The following is a 19116-nucleotide window of genomic DNA, read 5'->3' on the forward strand; positions in this document are numbered from 1 at the left end:
CATTGCGATTCGAACCACGTGGCTTCCCGGTTTCCCGTGCCGGACCTTCATCAAACTGTCATTCTTTCGTCAGCCGGCGTAACCTGACGTAACGCAGCGCCCGTCGCGCTTCGGGCAGACTGACGACACCTCATACGGATCGCCCATCGACCGATCATGTCCGTCGCTTACGACTACGCCGCCGGCCTGCTCCGCACGCTGTACGACCGCCATCTCGACGGCGGCGCGGTGCTCGACACGGCCACGTTCCCGGACGCCGAGCGTTTCGTGCGCGCATGGCCGGCCATCCGGGCGGAGGCGCTCGACGTGGCGCGCGACATGCCGCGCATTCCGCGCTTTCACGAGATCATGCGCGAGCAGTACGACATCTCGGCCAACGATGCGCGCGACTGGCGGATGTTCATCATGCAGGCATACGGCCAGCCGTTTCCGCGCAACCTGTCGCGCTGCCCGACCGTCGCGTCGATCGTCGCCGCATCGCCGGACGTGCTGTCCGCTTCGTTGTCGTTCCTCGCGCCCGGCAAGCACATTCCGCCGCATCGCGGCCCGTTTCGCGGGATCCTGCGCGGCTACCTCGTGCTGTCGATGCCGAAGCGCACGGACGGCTCGCCGGCCGCGGTGCTGAAAGTGGACGGACGCGAATACCGGCTCGACGAAGGCCGCTTCCTGCTGTGGGACGATACGTTCATGCACGAGGTGTGGAACGACAGCGACGAAGTGCGGATCGTGCTGCTGCTCGATATCCGCCGGCGCGGGATGCCGCGCTTGCTCACGTGGCTGTCGAACGCGGTGATCGGCGTCGTGCGGCTCGGCATCCGGATCCGGGGGCGGTCGATCCCGGTCTAGCGAGCGATGCCGGCGTCACGAAGCTTGCGCGCAAGCCGGCTCCATCGCATAGATGCCTCGCCTGGCGACGCACCGGAATGGCCGCTCGATCGCCCGCACATTCGTCAGTTCCCAGCACACGTATCCGGCACACCATTGCTTGCCTTGCGAACGGGCTTCGTCGGGTGTCCAGTCGTGTACGCCCACGACATCGACCAGCGCGAGCGCAATGCCGTCGGGATCTTCCTGCCCGTCCTGCCGCAGATAGATCGTGTTTTGCACCAGCACGAGATCGCGCAGCGGAAGGGCCGGTGGCGACCACGACCGGATTTCCACCTTTTTGCGTCCCGCGACGATATCGTCGACGGCGGGCGCGACGATCGACAGGGCCGGTCGAGGCATGGCAAGTCATTCCTTCTGCAAGTTGAAATCGCACGACCGTCGATCGTCATGCAGCCGGAACGGGCATGCAATGACGGTCCGGGCGAGATTGTTGCCGATTCGCCGGGGCGTGTCGATCCAGGCGCGCCGGCCATGCGCACCGGGCTGATCGACCTCGCCTTTCGGGCCCCGACGAATCGCCTACACTACAGACCGTCCCCTCCACGCAGTGCCTGCCAGCCACCGCCATGGCGCATCTGTTCTTCGCCGCTTCGATCCAGCGACACGTCGAAACGCCCGAGCGCGAGATCGACGCGCGCACGCTCGGCGAAGCGTTCGACACCGTCTTCGCCGAGCAACCTCGGCTGCGCGGCTACATCGTCGACGATCAGGGCGCGCTGAGAAAGCATCTTTCCGTATTCATCGACGGCCGGCCGGTACGCGACCGGCAACACCTGTCCGATGCGCTCGGCGATGGCAGCCGGGTGTATGTCGTGCAGGCGTTGTCGGGCGGATAAGGGGTCTTATCCGAATCCGGGACAGCGCCGTGCACGCACGACGCCCTACGACGCACCGGGTCGAGACAGGAGACATCCGACATGAACGATCGATTGCTCGTCGCCACCCGCAAGGGCCTGTTCATTCTGCAGGCCGACGGCAACGGCGGCTGGACGCTCGGCGAGCCGCATTTCGTCGGCGAGCCGGTCAGCATGACGCCGGCCGATTCGCGCGACGGCACGCTGTATGCGGCGCTCAACCTCGGCCATTTCGGCGTGAAGCTGCATCGCAGGCGGGCGGGCGCGGCCGACTGGGAGGAATGCGCGGTCCCCGTCTATCCGCCACAGCCTGCCGACGAACCGCGCGCCGGCAGCAGCGCGGCCGCAGGCCACGGCGGCGATGCCGATGACGAAGCGCCCGGCCCGCCACGGCCGCCCTGGACGCTTCAGCAGATCTGGTCGCTCGAAGCCGGCGGCGCCGACGAGCCGGGCGTGCTGTGGGCCGGCACGATTCCCGGCGGGCTGTTCCGTTCCGACGACTGCGGCGACTCGTGGGTGCTCAACCGCCCGCTGTGGGATCGCCCCGAACGCGCCGAATGGGGCGGCGGCGGATACGACGCGCCGGGCATCCATTCGGTGATGGTCGATCCGCGCGACAGCCGGCACGTGACCATCGGCATCTCGTGCGGCGGCGTCTGGCAAACCTTCGACGGCGGCGCGACCTGGCGCGTCACCGCCGACGGCATGGAAGCCGATTACATGCCTCCCGAACGGCGCGGCGAACCGAACGCGCAGGACCCGCACCGGGTCGTCCAGTGTGCGGCCAACCCGGACGTGCTGTGGACGCAGCATCACTGCGCGATCTTCCGCTCGACCGACGGCGCCGAACATTGGCAGCGGATCGAGGCCCAGCCTTCGAGCTTCGGCTTCGCGGTCGCCGTGCATCCGAACGAACCGGACACCGCGTGGTTCGTGCCGGCCGTGAAGGATGCCTGCCGGATTCCGGTGAACGGCCGGTTCGTCGTCACACGCACACGCGACGGCGGGCGCAGTTTCGAGCGTTTCTCGAACGGCTTGCCGGCCGCGCCCGCATACGACCTCGTGTACCGGCACGGGCTCGCGGTGGACGATTCCGGTACGCGCCTCGCGATGGCATCGACGACCGGCGGGTTATGGACGTCCGGCGACGGCGGTGAAAACTGGCACATGGTGTCGGCGCATTTGCCGCCGGTGTATTGCGTCAGGTTCGGGTGATCGCATGCGGCGGGCACGCGGGGCACGACACGTTGGTGTTCCCGCTCATTCGCCGGGTTCCGCCTGAATGCGCTCGTCGGCGTGGCGCTCGCGTGGCGCAATCCGCGCCACCGCCGCGCGCGTGTGCGCGATCTCCGCTTCGAGCCAGTCGAGAAACCGCCTGACCTGCGGCTCGCGTTCGCGCCCGGGCCGGCACAGCGCGACGAAGCGCGCGCCGGCAAGCCGCACCGCCGGCTCGATCGGCGTCAGCGCGCCACGCTCGACGTGCTCGGCCACCAGCACCGAACTCAGCAACCCGACGCCCTGCCCGAGCAATACGGCCTGCAGCGCGTATTGCTCGTCGTCGTAATGCCGGAACACCGCGCGTTCGAGCCACGCTTCCCGGCCGGCCGCGCGACACCATGACGCCCACTCGACCAAAACGGGCAGCGGCGTATCCCACACGGTCTCGATCAGTTCGAGCCGCTCGTCCGTGCGATGCGTATCGAACCCGGCGGCCGCATACGCGCCGAAATACTCGTCGATCAGCGCAATCTCGTGCAGCGCCGGGAACGTGCGCGACGTTGCACGAATCGCGAGATCGATGCGCGCGTCGCGTTCGAGATCGGCGAGCGCATTGCCGGTTTCGACCTTGATGTTCAGTTGGGGATCGACGCGACGGAACCGGCCGAGGCGCGGGATCAGCCACATCGCGGCAAATGCGGGCGTGGTGGTCAGCACCAGCGTGCGCTCGTCGGCGGCTTCGGGTCGCACCGCGTCGAGCCCGCGGCTCAATGCGAGCAATGCATCGTGGCACGCGCGAAACAGCCGCTCGCCCTCCTCCGTGAGCCGCACGCCGCTCGCGCCGCGCTCGAACAGCAACACGCCGAGCCGGCTTTCGAGCGACTTGATCTGATGCGACACGGCGGCCGGCGTCACGGACAGTTCGTCCGCGGCGGCCTTGAACGTGCCGAGCCGCGCCGATGACTCGAATACACGCAATGCGGTCAGGGGAATTTTCGAGAACACGGGGCCTCGCGGGCCGGATGCGGCCGGGTTGAATTCGATTCAATCCGGGTGAGATTAGGTGAATTGAAGCACGTGCGCAACGCGGTTAGCCTTGCTGGACGTCGCGGCACGGTGCCGCGGCGGTTGCCGTCGAACCGGAGAAACAACGTGCAAGGCCTACCCCGCAGGATCACGCAGGCGGTGCTGTACGAAGCGATCGCCATTTCCTGCATCTCGCCCGTGATCGCGACGATCTTCAAGCAGGGCCTCGTCTATTCGGGCGCGCTGTCGGCGACGATGTCGGCGATCGCCCTGCTGTGGAACATGATCTTCAACGCGCTGTTCGAGCGCTGGGAAGCATCGCGCCGGCAGCCGGCGCGTACGCTGGGGCGGCGGATCCTGCACGCCACCGGATTCGAGGGCGGGCTGATCTTCATGCTCGTGCCCGTCGTGTCGTGGTGGCTCGACATTTCGTGGCTCGACGCGTTCGTCGTCGATATCGGGCTGTTCGCGTTCTTCTTCTGCTACGCGTTTGTCTTCCAGTGGGCGTTCGATCGCGTGTTCGACGTGCCGGCGGCGACGAAGGGGTCGTGACGGTTGCGTCCGCAAGCAACCGTGCAAAAAACGACGCGGCCTTCCCGCTCGATGCGGGAAGGCCGCGTTTCGTCATGCCGGCGCGCCGCCCTCTTCGGCCGGCGCGGCGATCACGTCAGCGCTCAATGCACGCCGAGATAGGCCTTCACGGCCGGCAGCCCCGGCTTGCCGTCGAGCGTCGTCACGCCCGCGAGCCACTTGTCGAGCGCCTGCGGGTTCGCCTTCAGGTACTCGGCCGCGGCCTTGTTCGGGTCTTCCTTGTTCATGATCGGCACCATCACGTGGTTCTCGATCGTCGTCGTGAACTGCAGGTTCGACACGAACTTCGCGACGTTCGGGCAGCGCTGCGCGTAGTCGGGCGGCGTTGCCGTCAGCACCTTCGCTTCGCCGTAGTTCGGGCCGAACACGTCGTCGCCGCCGCTCAGGTAGTCGATCTTCATCTGCACGTTCATCGGATGCGGTTCCCACCCGAGGAAGACAATCCACTGCTTGTCGCGAATCGCGCGGTTCACCTCGACCAGCATCCCGGCCTCGCTCGACTCGACCATCTTGAACTTGCCGAGGCCGAACTGGTTGCCGTCGATCATCTTCTTGATCAGCAGGTTGCCGTCGTTGCCCGGTTCGATCCCGTAGATCTTGCCGTTCAGCTTGTCCGCGTATTTCTGGATGTCCGCGAACGACTTCAGGCCGCCCTGGTACACGTAGTCGGGCACCGCGAGCGTGTATTTCGCGCCGGTCAGGTTCGGCGTCGAGAGCACCTTGATCGAGCCGGCCTTCGTGAACGGCTGGATGATCGGGTCCATCGTCGGCGACCAGTAGCCGAGGAACACGTCGATCTGCTTGCTCTTGATCCCGGCAAACGTGATCGGCACCGATGCGATCGTCTTCGTCGGGTTGTAGCCGAGCCCCTGCAGCATCGTCGAAGCAAGGCCCGTGGTCGCCGCGATGTCGGACCAGCCGACGTCCGCGAAGCGCACGTTCTTGCATACGGGCGGATCGGCCGCATAAACGGCCGACATCGGCGCGGTTATCCCGATCCCGCATACCGCTGCGATCAATAGGCGCTTCATCTGTCTTCTCCTCAAAGTGATGTCGTTTGCATGAATGCGGGATCGTTTATTGAAGCCGCGCACCGCGATCCCGGCGGCGTCGCGCCCGAATGATTCGGGCCGGCGCCGGTCAGCGCCCCGGCAGCCTGCGTTCGTAGCTCGGCGCGTGGCCGAACTGCGCACGGTAGGCCTTGCTGAAATGACACGGCGAATGAAAGCCGCAGACCGTCGTCACGCGCGCGATCGACGCATCGGTCGTGCGCAGCAGGTCGCGCGCGCGCTTCAGGCGCAGCGTCAGGTAATAGTGGGTCGGCGATACGTTCAGGTACACCTTGAACATCCGCTGCAGGTGCCGCTGCGACAACCGCACGAGCCGCGCGAGTTCCTCGAGCGACAGCGGTTCCTCGATGTTCGCCTCCATCAGCCGCACGACTTCGATCAGCTCCGCGCGCGAGAAGCCGACGCGCGCATCGACGGGAATCGGCTGCGTGTCGGTCGAGCTGCGGATGCGCTCCAGGATGAACTGCTCCGACACCTGCGCGGCAAGCTGCTGGCCGAACCGCATGCCGACGAGGTTCAGCATCAGGTCGAGCGGCGCGGTGCCGCCCGTGCAGGTCAGCCGGTCGCGATCGACGACGAACAGCTCGTCGGCGAAACCGACCTGCGGAAACTCGGAATGCAACGCGGACAGGTTCTCCCAGTGCACGGTGCAGCGATAGCCGTCGAGCAACCCGCTCGACATCAGCGCGTACGCGCCGGTGCAGATGCCGCCGAGCGGCAACCCGCGTTCGGCGAGCGCCGCGAGCGTATCGCGCGCCCCTTCGTCGACCACGTCGCGGATCCGAATGCCGCCGCACACGATCATCACGTCGGGCAGGTTCGCGTAATCGAGCGCCTGCGTGGGCCGTATCGCGATGCCGTTGCTGGCATGCGCGGGCGCGCCGTCGAGCGAGTAGATCGACCACGTGTAATGGTCGGCGCGCCCGACGTAGTTCGCCATCCGAAGCACCTCGACCGCGCTCGAGAACGCGATCATCGAGAAGTTCGGCAGCGTCAGGAAGCCGAAATGGGCGAGGGACGAAACCGGTGAAACGCAGGCGGCGGGCGCGACAGCGACGGCGGACGTCACATCGGTCTCCTGGCGACGAGGTTGCAGGGAGCCAGCCCCGCGGCAATCGCCGCGGAAGCCGTTATCGATTCGGGGAAGGCGGCCGGAATCCCGGCCGCCAGTCGGTCAGGCCTGTGCGGGTGCAGTCTTCACGCGAAAGAGTTGCTTGAGGCCCGAGAACAGCGGCGCCTTCACGGTGCCCGGTGCGCGGCCGAAGCTTTCGGTGATGCGGTCGAGAATGATCGCGAGCAGCACGACCGACAGACCGCTTTCGAAACCGAGGCCGATGTCGAGGCGCTGGATACTCGCGAGCACGTCGTTGCCGAGACCGCCCGCGCCGACCATCGACGCGATGATCACCATCGACAGCGCCATCATGATCGTCTGGTTCACGCCCTGCATGATCGACGGCAGCGCATTCGGGAACTGCACCTTGTACAGCAGTTGCCACGGCGTGCAGCCGAATGCCTGGCCGGCTTCGACGATCTCGCGGTTCACGTGGCGGATGCCGAGGCTCGTCAGGCGCACCGCGGGCGGCATCGCGAAGATCACCGTCGACAGGATCCCCGGCACGCGGCCGAGACCGAACAGCATCGCGGCCGGAATCAGGTAGACGAAAGCCGGCATCGTCTGCATCAGGTCGAGGATCGGGCGCACGATCGCGGCGACCCACTTGCTCTTTGCCGCCCAGATGCCGAGCGGGATGCCGAGCACGAGGCTGATGATCGTCGACGACAGCGTGAGGCCGAGCGTGATGACCGTCTGGTCCCAGAAGCCCGTCGCGAAAATCAGCAGCAGCGACGCGGTGGTGAACAGCGCGAAACGCCAGCCTACCCGCCACAGCCCGACGCCGATGAAGATCGCCATCATCAGCCACATCGGGATCGCCTGCAGGCCGTGCTCGACGAATGCCGCGAGACCTTCGATCGCCTGACCGATCGCGTCGAACGTCTTCGCGTCGTGGTCGAGCAGGTAGTGAACGGACTGGTCGACCCAGGTACCGAGCGGAATCATTTCAGACATGGGAACCTCGCGAACGCGTGATGGCCTTCAGGATGAGCGCACGATCGACCGAGCCGCAGTAGCAGCCGTCGTCGTCGACGACGGGCAGTGCATTCGGGCTCGCGACCACGCGCGCAACGACATGTTCGAGCGACGCATCGTGACGGATGCTTTCGATCGGCCGCACGGACGGCGTGGCCTGACCGATCGCATCGCGCGTGACGAAGCCGCGGATCTTGCGTTCGGCGTCGAGCACGAACGCGTATTCGGCGCTGCCGTTCAGCGTCGCCGCGACGTTCGCGGCATCGCACTTCGACACGAGCGGCACGGCGCCCGTCTGCATCAGGTCGCCGGCCGTAAGGTAGCGGCTCGTATCGATGCCGTCGAAGAACGCGCGCACGTAATCGTCGGCCGGGTTCGCGATGATGTCCTGCGGCGTGCCGACCTGCACGAGCCGGCCGCCTTCCATGATCGCGATGCGGTTGCCGATGCGCAGCGCTTCTTCCAGATCGTGCGACACGAACATGATCGTGCGGCGCTGTTCCTTCTGAAGCTGCAGCAGCACATCCTGCATTTCCCGGCGCTTGAGCGGATCGAGCGCGGAGAACGCTTCGTCCATGATCATCAGCGACGGGTTCACGGCGAGCGCGCGCGCGAGGCCGACGCGCTGCTGCATGCCGCCCGACAGTTCGGACGGCAGCTTGTGCGAGAACGGTGCGAGGCCGACCTGCTCGAGCACTTCCATCGCGCGCCGTTCGCGCTCCTTCTTGCCGACGCCCGCAACCTCGAGGCCGAACGCGGCGTTCGACACCACGGTGCGATGCGGCATCAGCGCGAACGACTGGAACACCATGCTCATGTCCTTGCGGCGCAGCGCGGTCAGCGCCGAGCGGCGCGCCGACGCGACGTCGAGCCCGTCGATCATCACCTTGCCGGCGCTCGGATCGACCAGCCGGTTCACGAGACGGATCAGCGTGGATTTGCCGGAGCCGGACAGGCCCATCAGCACAAAAATTTCGCCTTCCTGCACATCGAAGGAGACGTTGTGCACGCCGACGACCTGACCGGTACGCTTGAGTACCTCGTCTTTCGTCGAGCCGGCGGCGAGCATGTCGAGCGCCTGCTGGGGGTTGCTTCCAAACACCTTGCACAGACCTTCGACTACGACCTTGGGGGCATCCATCGAAACCTTCTCCTCGTGTAGCAGGGACTCACGCGAGTCATAGCGTGCCTACATAGTTGCCAGAAAAAACCCCGACCTGCCGACGAATTACGACAAACGCTTGCGCAAATACGACACACCCGCCAGCCCCGCCACGCGGGCCGCGGCGCGGCCCGCCCCCGATTGCGGCGGCGCAATACGCGCACGCCCAGCAACGACGGGCATCGCACTCCGGACTTGTGCGCAGCAGCGCGACACGCATCGCATGAGGTTTTGAGCCAATGCGCATCGGCCACGCGTCGCTTTGCGACAAATTCACGTCCAATCCGGCGGCGCTCTGTTCAGACGAAAACGTCCATCGCATTCACCGGTAAAAAGCATGACCGTGCAAAAAACCGTTCGGCGACACCGGACGGCGCACGCCGCGATACCGCGCCAACCCCGGAAATTCGCGACGGGCCGCTGTGATACATTCGCCGCAAACACGCTGATTGCGACGTTGCCGCGGGCCTTTCGCACGAGGGTCCGCCACGCGGCACGCGCATGCCGGTTCGCCTGCCGGCCGTGCTGAAACCGCCTCGATCCGGTGCAAGCCGCGAGCGAAGGACGATAACGATGCGAGAGAGGGAGCAAGGCGTTGAACTGGGCATTCGCCGTAATCGGTTTCATCGTGGGCGGCATCGCCGCATTGATCGGGGATTTCTCGGCCGCGAACGGCGCGCTGCTCGGCGCCGCCGTCGGGTTCTGCATCGGCCACGCGCTGCAACAGCGCAAACGCAAGCACACGAGCGCCACGCCCGACGCGTTCGCGATGCCCGCAACGACGCAACCGCCGCCCGCGACGCTCGCCGATCGCGTCGCGCGCCTCGAAGCAACCGTCGAGACACTCACGCGCGAACTCGATTCGCTGCGCGGCCAACTGGCCGGCGCGAAGGCTGGTGCAAACGCTACCGGTACCGCCGCGCAATCCCCTTCTTCCGGCCTTGCCGGCACCCCATCCGCGCCGCTGCCGCCCATGGCTTCCGCAACGCAGCCGAAGCCGCCCGCGCAACCGGCCGTTGCGCACGCAAGCATGCCAGCCTCCACGTCGGCGCCGGCTCCTGCCGCACCGACCACCGCCGCGCGCACGCAAGACGCACCCGTCGCCCGTGCGACGGCGAACGCACCCGCAACACCGCCCCGTACTGCCCCACCCGTCCCGCGGGAACCCGGCATCGCCGAGCGCGCATTCAGCGCCGCGCGCGACTGGCTGCTCGGCGGCAACACGGTCGTGCGCGTCGGGATCGTCGTGCTGTTCTTCGGCGTCGCGTTCCTGCTCAAGTACGCGGCCGACAACAACATGCTGCCGATCGAATTCCGCCTCGCGGGCACGGCGCTCGCCGCGGCCGCGCTGCTCGCGATCGGCTGGCGCGTGCGCGCGCGCCGCGCGGCGTACGGCCTCGTGCTGCAGGGCGGCGGCATCGGCATCCTGTACCTGACGATCTTCGCCGCGACGAAGCTGTATGCGCTGCTGCCCGTCGGCGCCGCGTTTCCGCTGATGGTCGCGGTCTGCGCGCTGGGCGCGTTCCTCGCGGTGAAGCAGAACGCGTTGCCGCTCGCGTTCATGGGCAGCGCGGGCGGCTTTCTCGCGCCGGTGCTGCTGTCGACCGGGCACGGCAACCACGTCGCACTGTTCAGCTACTACGCGCTGCTGAACGCGGGCATCTTCGCGATCGCGTGGTTCAAGGCATGGCGGCCGCTGAACCTGCTCGGTTTCGTGTTCACGTTCACGATCGGCTCGGCATGGGGCGTCACGGCCTACCGCCCCGCGCTGTTCGCGAGCACCGAGCCGTTCCTGATCCTGTTCTTCCTGATGTATGTCGGCATCGCGCTGCTGTATGCGGTGAAGCGCGAGCTGGCGCTGCGGCACTACGTGGACGGCACGCTCGTGTTCGGCACGCCGATCGTCGCGACCGCACTGCAGGCCGCGCTCGTGAAGGACATGCCGTTCGGGCTCGCGTGGAGCGCCGTCGCGCTGTCGGCGTTCTACGTGGTGGTCACCGCGTGGCTCGCACGGCGCCGCGAGCGTCTCGCGCTGCTGTTCGAATCGATGCTCGCGCTCGCGGTGATCTTCGCGACGCTCGCGGTACCGCTCGCATTCTCGGGCCCGACGACCAGCGCCGCATGGGCGATCGAAGGCGCGGCCATCGTCTGGCTCGGCGTGCGCGAGAAACGCCTGCTGCGGTTCGGCTTCGGGCTGCTGATGCAGGTCGCCGCGGCCGGCGCGTTCTTCACGAGCCTGCTCGGGCCGGCCGACGCCACCGCGCTGCCGGTGCTCAACAGCCCGTATATCGCGATGCTGCTGATCGCGCTCGCCGGCCTGTTCACCGGCTGGTGGCTGCACGGGCGCAACGAAGCGCGCGCGTGGCACGCATGGATGCCCGAGATCGGCGCCGCGGCCGCGGCGTGGGGGCTGCTGTGGTGGGTGAGCGGCGGGCTGCACGAGATCCTCGTCTACGCGAGCCGTCACGTCGACCTGCATGCCGACCGCTTCGTCGTCGATACGACCGCGCTGTTCGCGGCCGGCACCGCGTGGCTTGCGCACGTCGCACGCCGCCGGCTGGCGTGGCCGCTCGCCGAATGGCCCGCGCTCGCGCTGACGCCGGTGCTTGCGCTGCTCGCGCTGCGCACGTTCGATGCGCACGAAGCGCCGCTGTCCGGCATGGGCGCGTTCGCGTGGCCCGTTGCCGTCGCCGCATGCGTGGCGCTGCTGTGGCGCCAGTCGCGCGGTACGGCGAGCGCCGATGGCGCGACGGCCGCGGCGCCGGGCAGCGGGCCGTCGATGGCTGCAAGCCTGATCGCGCCGCTGCATACGCTGATGTTCTGGACGCTGTGCGGGCTGCTGTCGCTCGAAGGTTTCTGGCGCCTGCGCGCATTCGTGCCCGAAGGCGCGTGGAGCTGGAGCGCGTGGGCATACGGCTTCGGCGCGCTGCTCCTGCTCGTGTCGGGCCCCGGCTCGCGCCTGCGCTGGCCGGTCGCGGCGTTTCCGCGCGCCTACCAGGTATGGGGCGCGGCGCCGCTCGCCGCGCTGCTGTGGCTGTGGAGCATCGCCAGCGTGACCAGCGACGGCGACGCATCGCCGCTCTTCTGGCTGCCGCTGCTCAATCCGCTCGACATCGCGCAGTGCCTGATCTTCGTCGCGTTCGCCGTGTGGCTGCGCCGCCTGAAGACGCTCGGCATCGCATGGCATCCGCGCGTCGTCGACTATGCGGCGATCGCGACCGTGTTCCTGTGGTTCAACGCGCTGCTGCTGCGCACGCTACATCACCGCTTCCACACCGGCTACGACGTCGATGCCGTGCTGTCGTCGTTCGGCGTCCAGCAGGTGTTCATGGTCGGCTGGAGCCTGTTCGCGTTCGCCGGCATGTGGCTGACGCGCCGCGACGGTATCGCCCGCGTGTGTGCGCTCGCGTCGCTGCCGCTGATCGTCGTGATGTGGGTGTGGACCTTCTACGCGAACTTCACGCAGGACGGCGGAAGCTGGGCGCGCGTGCCGCTCTTCAATCCGCTCGATCTCGTGCTCACGGTCGTCTATGTGCTCACAGCGTCGTGGTTCGTACGCGCGCGCAAGCTCGGCTGGTCGTTCGGCAACCATCGCGTCGAGCTGCTGAGCGCGGCCGGCGCGACCGCATTCCTGTGGCTGAACGCGATCCTGCTGCGCACGCTGCATCACTGGGCCGGCGTGCCGTACGAATTCGGCGCAATGGCCGAATCGACGCTCGTGCAGGCGTCGGTGTCCGTGTACTGGACGCTCTGCGCGCTCGCGATCACGATCTGGGCCACGCGCCGCGGGCTGCGTCCGCTGTGGTTCGTCGGCGCCGCGCTGCTCGCGCTCACGGTCGTCAAGCTGTTCCTGTTCGACCTGTCGCACGTGACCGGCATCGAGCGCATCGTGTCGTTCATCGGCATCGGCGTGCTGCTGCTGTTGATCGGCTATTTCTCGCCGCTGCCGCCGAAGGCCGCAGCCCACCAGGACGACACGCAATGAAGCGACTCGCAGCCCTGCTCGGACTGAGCCTGCTCGCGTCGTTCGCGGCGGCCGACGGCACGCCGGGCGCCGGGCGTGTCGCGCAGCGCTTCTCGCTCGACCTCGACGGCAGCGCCGCGTATTACCAGCTCACCGTGCCGCAGGCGGTGTACGCGGCCAGCCGGCGCGACGATCTCGGCGACGTGCGCATCTACAACGGCGCGGGCGAGCCCGTTCCGTATTCGCTCGATGCGCCCGTCGCGGCCACGCCCGCCGTGCCGCCGACGCGCACGCCGGTGCACTGGTTCCCGCTGCCGCCCGCGCGCGCCGACGACGGCAACGCACCGCTCGGCGTGACGGTCGGCCCGGACGGCTCGCTGCGCGCGTCCGTTGCCACGCCGGCGCGCGCGCAGCATGGCGCGGATCTCGTCGACCTGTCGCATGCGGACGGCAACATCGACGCGCTGCTGGTGCATGTGAGCGACGACAGCTACCAGGGGCGTGTCGCCGTCGAAGCCAGCGACGACCTGCGCGGCTGGCGGCCGCTCGGCAGCACGCAGTTGCTGAAGGTCGGGCACGGCGACGACATGCTGGTGCAGGAGCGCATCGCGCTCGAAGGCGCGGCACCGCGCTACCTGCGGCTGGACTGGCTCGACGGCGCGCCCGCGATCGCGTCGATCGACGTCGAGACGCATCCGCACGACACGCGCGGCACGGATACCGCGTCCGTGCCGCGCCAATGGCGTGACGCCACGCACGTGCGGGCCGGCGGCGCACCCGGCGAATATCTGTTCGACACCGACGGCGCGTATCCGGTCGACCGCGTGCGCATCGACCTGCCGCAGCCGAACACCGTCGCGCGTGCGACGCTGCAAAGCCGCGCCGACGCGCAGGCGCCGTGGCGCGACGTCGCGGTTGCCGTGCTGTTCCGACTGCAGGGCAAAGCCGGCGAGCAGCGCAATCCGCCGCTCGAGTTCTCGGCCAATACGGATCGCACATGGCGGATCGTCGTCGACATGCGCAACGGCGGCTTCGGCGGCGGCCAGCCAGGCGTCGCGATCGGCTGGCATCCGGCCGCGCTGACCTTCGTCGCGCGCGGCACGCCGCCGTTCACGCTCGGCGTCGGCGACACGGCGCTCGAGTCGTCGGCCGTGAGCCGCGACGCGCTGCTGGTCGGCATGGCGCCTGAAGTCCGGCCCGCACGCGTCGGCGCGGCGCTGCCGGTATCGGCGACGGCCGCGCCGGCCGCCGTCGATACGGACGCGCCGCGCCGCTACGTGCTGTGGGGCGCGCTGGTCGTCGCGGTCGGCGTGCTCGGCACGATCGCATGGCGCCTCGCGCGCGGCGGCAGCGAGTCCCGCGGCGACGACTGACGCCACGCGGTTGCGGCGGTCTTGATGCGCCGCCCGGCGCGCATGCGGGTTTGTTTCGACAATCGCAAGGTGCGGCAGCGTATGGCCGCTGCCTCACCGGCAGGTGCCGCCGTCATGAAAACCATGATAGGAAGGCTCGCGCGAAGGTGGCGGCAAAGGCTCGCGGCAAAGCGTAAAAAGCGCGTAAACGCAGGCGTGCAACGCCGACAACATGCCGGGTCGCGATGACTCGGCGCGACACGCGCTGCGCTCGGCAGCCCTTCGCGCGCACGTGTCCCGAACGGATCGGAAACGCCGATGCCTACCGTACCGCGAAGCGGCCGTGCTGACGCGGCCGCCACGGCGACGACCGGCAACTGGCCGCCCTGGCCGCGCGACGCGCCGCGGATCGCACACCGCGACGCGCGCCTGCATCGCGCCGGGCCAGCGCGACGACGCGCGGCGCCCATGCGCGCACGATGCGGCGCACTGCCGCCACGCGCACGGCCAGCCGCGACGCCGGCGGCACGCGCCGCGCAAGATGCGCAACGGGCCGCTTGCACAGGATCGCGCTGTCGTAACGCTTGCCGGCAAAGCGCGCGGTATCGACGATCTCGAAGCCTTGCGCGCCATAGAACGCAAGCAGGTGCGACGCGGGCTGCGGCGTGTCGAGTGCGAGCCGCGCATAGCCGCGCGACGCGGCCCACTGTTCGGCGAACGCCAGCAGCGTCGCACCGATTCCGCAGCCTTGCCAGTCCGGATCGACGGCAACTTGCCGCACGCTCGCCACACCATCCTGCCGGTACAGCGAACACGCCGACGACGCATCGGTCGCGTAAAGCGTCAGCGTGCCGATCACGCGGCCGCCGGACACCGCGACATAGCAGTCGCCCGCTTGCGCCCGGCGGCGCGTGACGTCCTCGTCCTGATCGACGCATGTGCAATTGAGCCCCATCGCGCCAAGCCGCTCGAACGCGCGATGCAGCATCGCCGTGAGTGCCGCGTAACTGTCGAATGCCGGATCGAAGCGCCGCACGACGACCCCGTCGGCGCGCACGGGCGGCGGCGCGGCAGGCGTACGTTGGGCAATCGCGTTCCGGGGTATCGACATGGTGGCACTCCGTGGTTGGGATGCCCGAAGTCTAGGAGCGCGCCGGTGGCCGTCGCAAGAAAAAATGTCGTAAAAGTTTCGGGGGCATGCGCGCGGAAAACCTTGTGGCAGCGGGGCGCGGCAGCGTTCCGCCGGCGTCGTTGCGCACGCATGAGTCGACGCCGGTCGTTGTTCGCGCAATCAATCCAGACCGGCCGCGTCGAAGCCGGGCACGCCCGCCGTTGACACATGCGGCGACGCCATCCAGACTCGCTGCTCCGTCACCGCACCGCGAGCCGCCATGGTCACCTGCTTCCTTCGCTACGTCATCGATCCGTACAAACTCGACCAGTTCGAAACCTACGGCAAGATGTGGATTCCGCTCGTCGAGCAGTTCGGCGGCACGCATCACGGTTACTTCCTGCCGTCCGAAGGCGCGAACGACATCGCACTCGCGATGTTCTCGTTTCCGAGCCTCGCCGAGTACGAGCGCTACCGCGAACGCTCGAAGGACGATCCGGCCTGCCAGGCCGCGTTCCGCTATGCCGAGGAAACGCGCTGCATCGTCAGCTACGAACGCAGTTTCTTCCGGCCGGTGTTCGAGTAACGGGCAACGGCTCCGGGTGTCGCGCCCCGTTTCCTGACCTGGACGAAAAAAAGCCCCGCCTGCATCCGCGCGGCGGGGCCAACCCATGTCAGTAGAGACATCATGGAGGAGACGGGCCCATCTTATCGACCGTCGCACACCGCCCCAACCAAGCATTTCTGCTATCGATCTGCGGGGCTGCGCACACGATTGCCCCCGCTGCACGGCATATCGATAGAACGAAAAGTCGTTTTCAGAGTGGCAGCGCGCTCGTTACCATGGCGTTTTAAGCCTGTGCTTAGCCGGGCAAGCCATCCCCGAGGAGCGCCCCTTGACTGCATTCGATCAACACCGCCGCCCGTTCGTCGTCGGCATCGGCGGGACCACCCGAGCAGCGTCGTCGACCGAGCGCGCGCTGTCGTTCGCGCTGCGCGGCGCGCAGGCCGCCGGCGCGCGCACGCGCCTGTTCGACGGCCCGTTCCTGCATACGCTGCCGCACTACGCCCCTGAACACAAAACGCTGACCGACGCGCAGCGCGAACTGATCGACGCCGTGCGCCAGGCCGACGCGATCATCATCGCGACGCCCGGCTATCACGGCGGCGTCTCCGGCCTCGTGAAAAACGCACTCGATACGCTCGAAGAGCTGCGCGCCGACGATCGCCCCTATCTGGACGGTCGCGCAGTTGGCCTGATCGTCACCGCCTACGGCTGGCAGGCGGCCGGCACCGTGCTGACGTCGCTGCGCTCGATCGTCCACGCGCTGCGCGGCTGGCCGACGCCGTTCGGCGCCACCGTGAACACGCTCGAAACGCGTTTCGAAAGCGCCGACAGCTGCTCGGACCCGAAGGTCGTCGCGCAACTCGAGACGGTCGGCACGCAAGCCGCCGAATTCGCACTCGCGTTCGCATCGCATCGCGCGGCCACGCATGCGGCGTCGGTCGACGCGCTCGCGCCCGTGCTGAAGATCGCCAACCAGTAATCCCCCGCTTTCCGCCGCTCGCGCCCCGGTCGACATGATTCGCCGCGCGCGAGCGGCGCGCCTCCGTGCGCGCCGCGACGGGCAATACGCGCCGACGGCCGCACCGCACGCGGACCGCGCCAACGCCTTACCCAGCCTACCCTTCCCCCGTACCGCTCCGATAACGATTCAGCCCACCGCGTGATTAGCATTGGCCGAAAGATTGGTTCACTCGGCCGGCGGGTTTTCGTACGCTGAAAGTCCGAACTCTCTCCGCGCACGCCATGAACCGCACGATCCGCTACAAGGGCTATGAAGTCGCCCCCGCCGCCGCCCGGTTGCCGAACGGGCTGTTCGCCGCCAACCTGACGATCGAGAAGGCGAGCGGCGGCCCGTCGCCGCGCTCCGTTTCGTTCGACGCCATCGATTTCTTCTTCGAGGAAGAGCACGCGCTCGCCTACGCGTCGCGCTGGGGCCGCCTCTGGGTCGACACGAACGCGTGACGCACGTCTGGCCGACGTGCACATGGCCGCTCGAAAATACGCGTTTACGGAAGCTATGCAAAAATCTTTCGGCCCGTAATCGCATAACAACAGCCATGACTGACACGCTGCACGAAGAGCATGCAGCCGCAGATCACGCAATGCGCAACTGGACCTTCGAGAGGCAAGGCCCGGTCAGGATCGGTTCCGATGCGCACAAGCAGATGTTCTGTCGCATGCTGCTCGACACACACAATCCGTACAAGCCGGCCGTGATCGACTGGCCGGCACTCAAGCCCGATGAACTCAGGCGGCTCACGTCGCTGCCGATCTGGGACATCGCGGTGCAAACCGAAGGCCGCGCGTCGATCCGCGTCGCGACCTACGCGGCGACGATCGGCGATCCGCTGCTGCGCCGCGCACTCGAAATGGACGGCGGCGAAGAAGCGCGCCACAAGGTCGTGCTGTCGAAACTCGTCGAAGCGTACGGTATCCGGCTCGCCCCCGAGCCGCCGTACCCGGCGCCCAAGGACCCCGAGTGGTCGTGGATGATGACCGGCTTCAGCGAATGCATCGACAGCTTCTTCGCGTTCGGCCTGTTCCGTTCCGCGCAACGCTCCGGCTATTTCCCGCCCGAACTCGTCGATACCTTCGAGCCCGTGATCCAGGAAGAAGGCCGCCACATCCTGTTCTTCGCGAACTGGTACGCGTGGTACTGGCGCACGATGCCGTGGTGGCGCCGGCCGTGGTTCTTCGCGCGCGTCGCGGCCGTGTGGGTGCATCTGATCCGGGATCGCATCGGCATCGCGCGCGGCATCGACGCCGATGGCGTCGCGCATGACGCGAACTTCCCCGCGACCGGCACCGCCGAGATCGGCGACACGCTGAACCCGCGCGAGCTGATCGAACTGTGCCTTGCCGAGAACGACCGGCGGATGGCCGGTTACGACAAGCGCCTGCTGCGCCCGATGTTCGTTCCGCGCATGGCGCGGTTCGCGTTGCGGTTGCTCAAGAAGTAAGACCGGGCGCGCGCCGGCCCACCTTCGCCGGCCGGATGTCGCGCGCCCGACACACTCCTCCCGCCCTTTTTTCCTCCAACGCTTCGGCACGTGTGCCACGTAGCGGACAAATTGTCGCACCCGTGATCCGCTCGTTCGGACACGCCGCCCCCGACGCCGACCGGCGTCTTTAACAACCTGTCGGCACCCGTCGTGCGACCGCCCCCGGGAGCCGCCTCCCGGGGCAATTCGACATGCCCCCGAATTCCGCTTCGACACCAACATCACCAATATCGTCAATAGGACAAATTCTAAAATTGAATGCAGACGATACGGGTCATGCCTTGTAGCACTTTTTTACAAATTCGACGAACCCGTCGGCCCGAAACGCCCGTCACACGGACAGCCGCCGCTGGCGAGATGCGCAAATCAGCACAGTCTCATCTTCAAAATTCCGGACTTAATTGATTTAAAGATAACCAATTAAAATAAAACAAAATCCAAACATAAATTCATATTTAACAAACAAACAAAACAGTCAATATATTATCAATCCCTATACCATCAAACATTACACCAATGAAAGAATGGTCAAGCGCGCAAACGTTTGCTATTACATTTATCTTACTTTTGCTCATGCCCGTTGTGTAACCTGCCGCACAAAACACGAATAACTCTTTGATTTTAATGAGTTTTTGATGATGTAACCATGGAAATTCAAACCCTACACGACACATTCTTACATCTTTCAAATTCATTCTCGACAGATACATCAAAACACG

The 19116-nt window shown here is 67.0% G+C and carries 17 protein-coding genes and 1 pseudogene; 10 read left to right on the plus strand and 8 right to left on the minus strand.

The window, feature by feature from the left end:
- The first annotated feature begins 156 nt into the window (after nt 1-156).
- The gene (locus tag BBJ41_RS25940; protein WP_069749097.1) at nt 157-846 is read left to right on the plus strand and encodes an aspartyl/asparaginyl beta-hydroxylase domain-containing protein; all 690 of its coding nucleotides are present in this window, start codon (nt 157-159) and stop codon (nt 844-846) included.
- Between the two features lie 15 nt (nt 847-861).
- Here the strand turns inward: BBJ41_RS25940 and BBJ41_RS25945 are convergent, their stop codons facing one another.
- The gene (locus tag BBJ41_RS25945; RefSeq protein ID WP_069749098.1) at nt 862-1227 is read right to left on the minus strand and encodes an ASCH domain-containing protein; all 366 of its coding nucleotides are present in this window, start codon (nt 1225-1227) and stop codon (nt 862-864) included.
- A 227-nt stretch (nt 1228-1454) separates the two neighbouring features.
- Here BBJ41_RS25945 and BBJ41_RS25950 point away from each other — a divergent pair, with 227 nt between their 5' ends.
- Together BBJ41_RS25950 and BBJ41_RS25955 are read left to right on the plus strand one after the other, a co-directional pair.
- On the plus strand, nt 1455-1724 hold the full coding sequence (locus BBJ41_RS25950; RefSeq protein WP_069749099.1) for a MoaD/ThiS family protein: 270 nt from the start codon (nt 1455-1457) through the stop codon (nt 1722-1724).
- Between the two features lie 81 nt (nt 1725-1805).
- Entirely contained in the window at nt 1806-2957 is a 1152-nt protein-coding gene (locus tag BBJ41_RS25955; protein WP_069749100.1) for a WD40/YVTN/BNR-like repeat-containing protein, read from the plus strand.
- 45 nt (nt 2958-3002) lie between these two features.
- Here BBJ41_RS25955 and BBJ41_RS25960 read toward each other — a convergent pair whose 3' ends face one another.
- Nucleotides 3003-3965: a LysR substrate-binding domain-containing protein gene (locus BBJ41_RS25960; RefSeq protein WP_069749101.1), complete on the minus strand. Its 963-nt coding sequence runs from the start codon at nt 3963-3965 to the stop codon at nt 3003-3005.
- A gap of 147 nt (nt 3966-4112) precedes the next feature.
- Between BBJ41_RS25960 and BBJ41_RS25965 the strand changes: the two genes are divergently transcribed.
- On the plus strand, nt 4113-4538 hold the full coding sequence (locus BBJ41_RS25965; protein WP_069750377.1) for a PACE efflux transporter: 426 nt from the start codon (nt 4113-4115) through the stop codon (nt 4536-4538).
- A 122-nt stretch (nt 4539-4660) separates the two neighbouring features.
- On the opposite strand, the gene BBJ41_RS25970 is transcribed toward BBJ41_RS25965, so the two are convergent.
- The 4 genes and pseudogenes from BBJ41_RS25970 to BBJ41_RS25985 all read right to left on the minus strand — a co-directional run.
- Complete coding sequence (locus tag BBJ41_RS25970; protein ID WP_069749102.1) at nt 4661-5608, minus strand: choline ABC transporter substrate-binding protein; 948 nt, start codon at nt 5606-5608, stop codon at nt 4661-4663.
- 109 nt (nt 5609-5717) lie between these two features.
- On the minus strand, nt 5718-6716 hold the full coding sequence (locus tag BBJ41_RS25975; protein ID WP_069749103.1) for a GlxA family transcriptional regulator: 999 nt from the start codon (nt 6714-6716) through the stop codon (nt 5718-5720).
- A 105-nt stretch (nt 6717-6821) separates the two neighbouring features.
- The gene (gene choW / locus BBJ41_RS25980) at nt 6822-7718 is read right to left on the minus strand and encodes a choline ABC transporter permease subunit (RefSeq protein ID WP_069749104.1); all 897 of its coding nucleotides are present in this window, start codon (nt 7716-7718) and stop codon (nt 6822-6824) included.
- Nucleotides 7711-9167 (minus strand): annotated as a pseudogene (locus BBJ41_RS25985) (quaternary amine ABC transporter ATP-binding protein); the annotation flags it as partial. The pseudogene BBJ41_RS25985 and the gene choW, both read right to left, overlap by 8 nt.
- 329 nt (nt 9168-9496) lie before the next feature.
- Here BBJ41_RS25985 and BBJ41_RS25990 point away from each other — a divergent pair.
- Nucleotides 9497-12886 carry a DUF2339 domain-containing protein gene (locus tag BBJ41_RS25990; protein ID WP_069749106.1) on the plus strand — a complete coding sequence of 1130 codons (3390 nt, stop codon included), beginning with the start codon at nt 9497-9499 and terminating at the stop codon, nt 12884-12886.
- Nucleotides 12883-14238 (plus strand): DUF3999 domain-containing protein, encoded by a 1356-nt coding sequence (locus BBJ41_RS25995; RefSeq protein ID WP_069749107.1) that lies wholly within the window; start codon nt 12883-12885, stop codon nt 14236-14238. The genes BBJ41_RS25990 and BBJ41_RS25995 overlap by 4 nt, the downstream gene beginning before the upstream one ends.
- Before the next feature lie 301 nt (nt 14239-14539).
- On the opposite strand, the gene BBJ41_RS26000 is transcribed toward BBJ41_RS25995, so the two are convergent.
- Nucleotides 14540-15328: a GNAT family N-acetyltransferase gene (locus BBJ41_RS26000; protein WP_069749108.1), complete on the minus strand. Its 789-nt coding sequence runs from the start codon at nt 15326-15328 to the stop codon at nt 14540-14542.
- 280 nt (nt 15329-15608) lie between these two features.
- On the opposite strand from BBJ41_RS26000, the gene BBJ41_RS26005 reads away from it, so the two are divergent.
- The 4 genes from BBJ41_RS26005 (at nt 15609) to BBJ41_RS26020 (ending at nt 18355) form a co-directional block, all read left to right on the plus strand.
- A complete protein-coding gene (locus tag BBJ41_RS26005; RefSeq protein ID WP_069749109.1) occupies nt 15609-15914 on the plus strand; it encodes an NIPSNAP family protein in 306 nt (101 codons plus the stop codon).
- 310 nt (nt 15915-16224) lie between these two features.
- Nucleotides 16225-16875 (plus strand): NADPH-dependent FMN reductase, encoded by a 651-nt coding sequence (locus BBJ41_RS26010; protein ID WP_069749110.1) that lies wholly within the window; start codon nt 16225-16227, stop codon nt 16873-16875.
- 263 nt (nt 16876-17138) lie between these two features.
- Nucleotides 17139-17357, plus strand: coding sequence for a transcriptional regulator (locus BBJ41_RS26015; protein ID WP_069749111.1), 219 nt, complete (start codon nt 17139-17141; stop codon nt 17355-17357).
- Nucleotides 17358-17452: 95 nt separating this feature from the next.
- Entirely contained in the window at nt 17453-18355 is a 903-nt protein-coding gene (locus BBJ41_RS26020; RefSeq protein WP_069749112.1) for an aminomethyltransferase, read from the plus strand.
- A gap of 497 nt (nt 18356-18852) precedes the next feature.
- Here BBJ41_RS26020 and BBJ41_RS41460 read toward each other — a convergent pair whose 3' ends face one another.
- Entirely contained in the window at nt 18853-19092 is a 240-nt protein-coding gene (locus BBJ41_RS41460) for a hypothetical protein (protein WP_223151212.1), read from the minus strand.
- Nucleotides 19093-19116: the final 24 nt, after the last annotated feature.

Source organism: Burkholderia stabilis (assembly GCF_001742165.1).
GTDB classification, from domain to species: domain Bacteria; phylum Pseudomonadota; class Gammaproteobacteria; order Burkholderiales; family Burkholderiaceae; genus Burkholderia; species Burkholderia stabilis.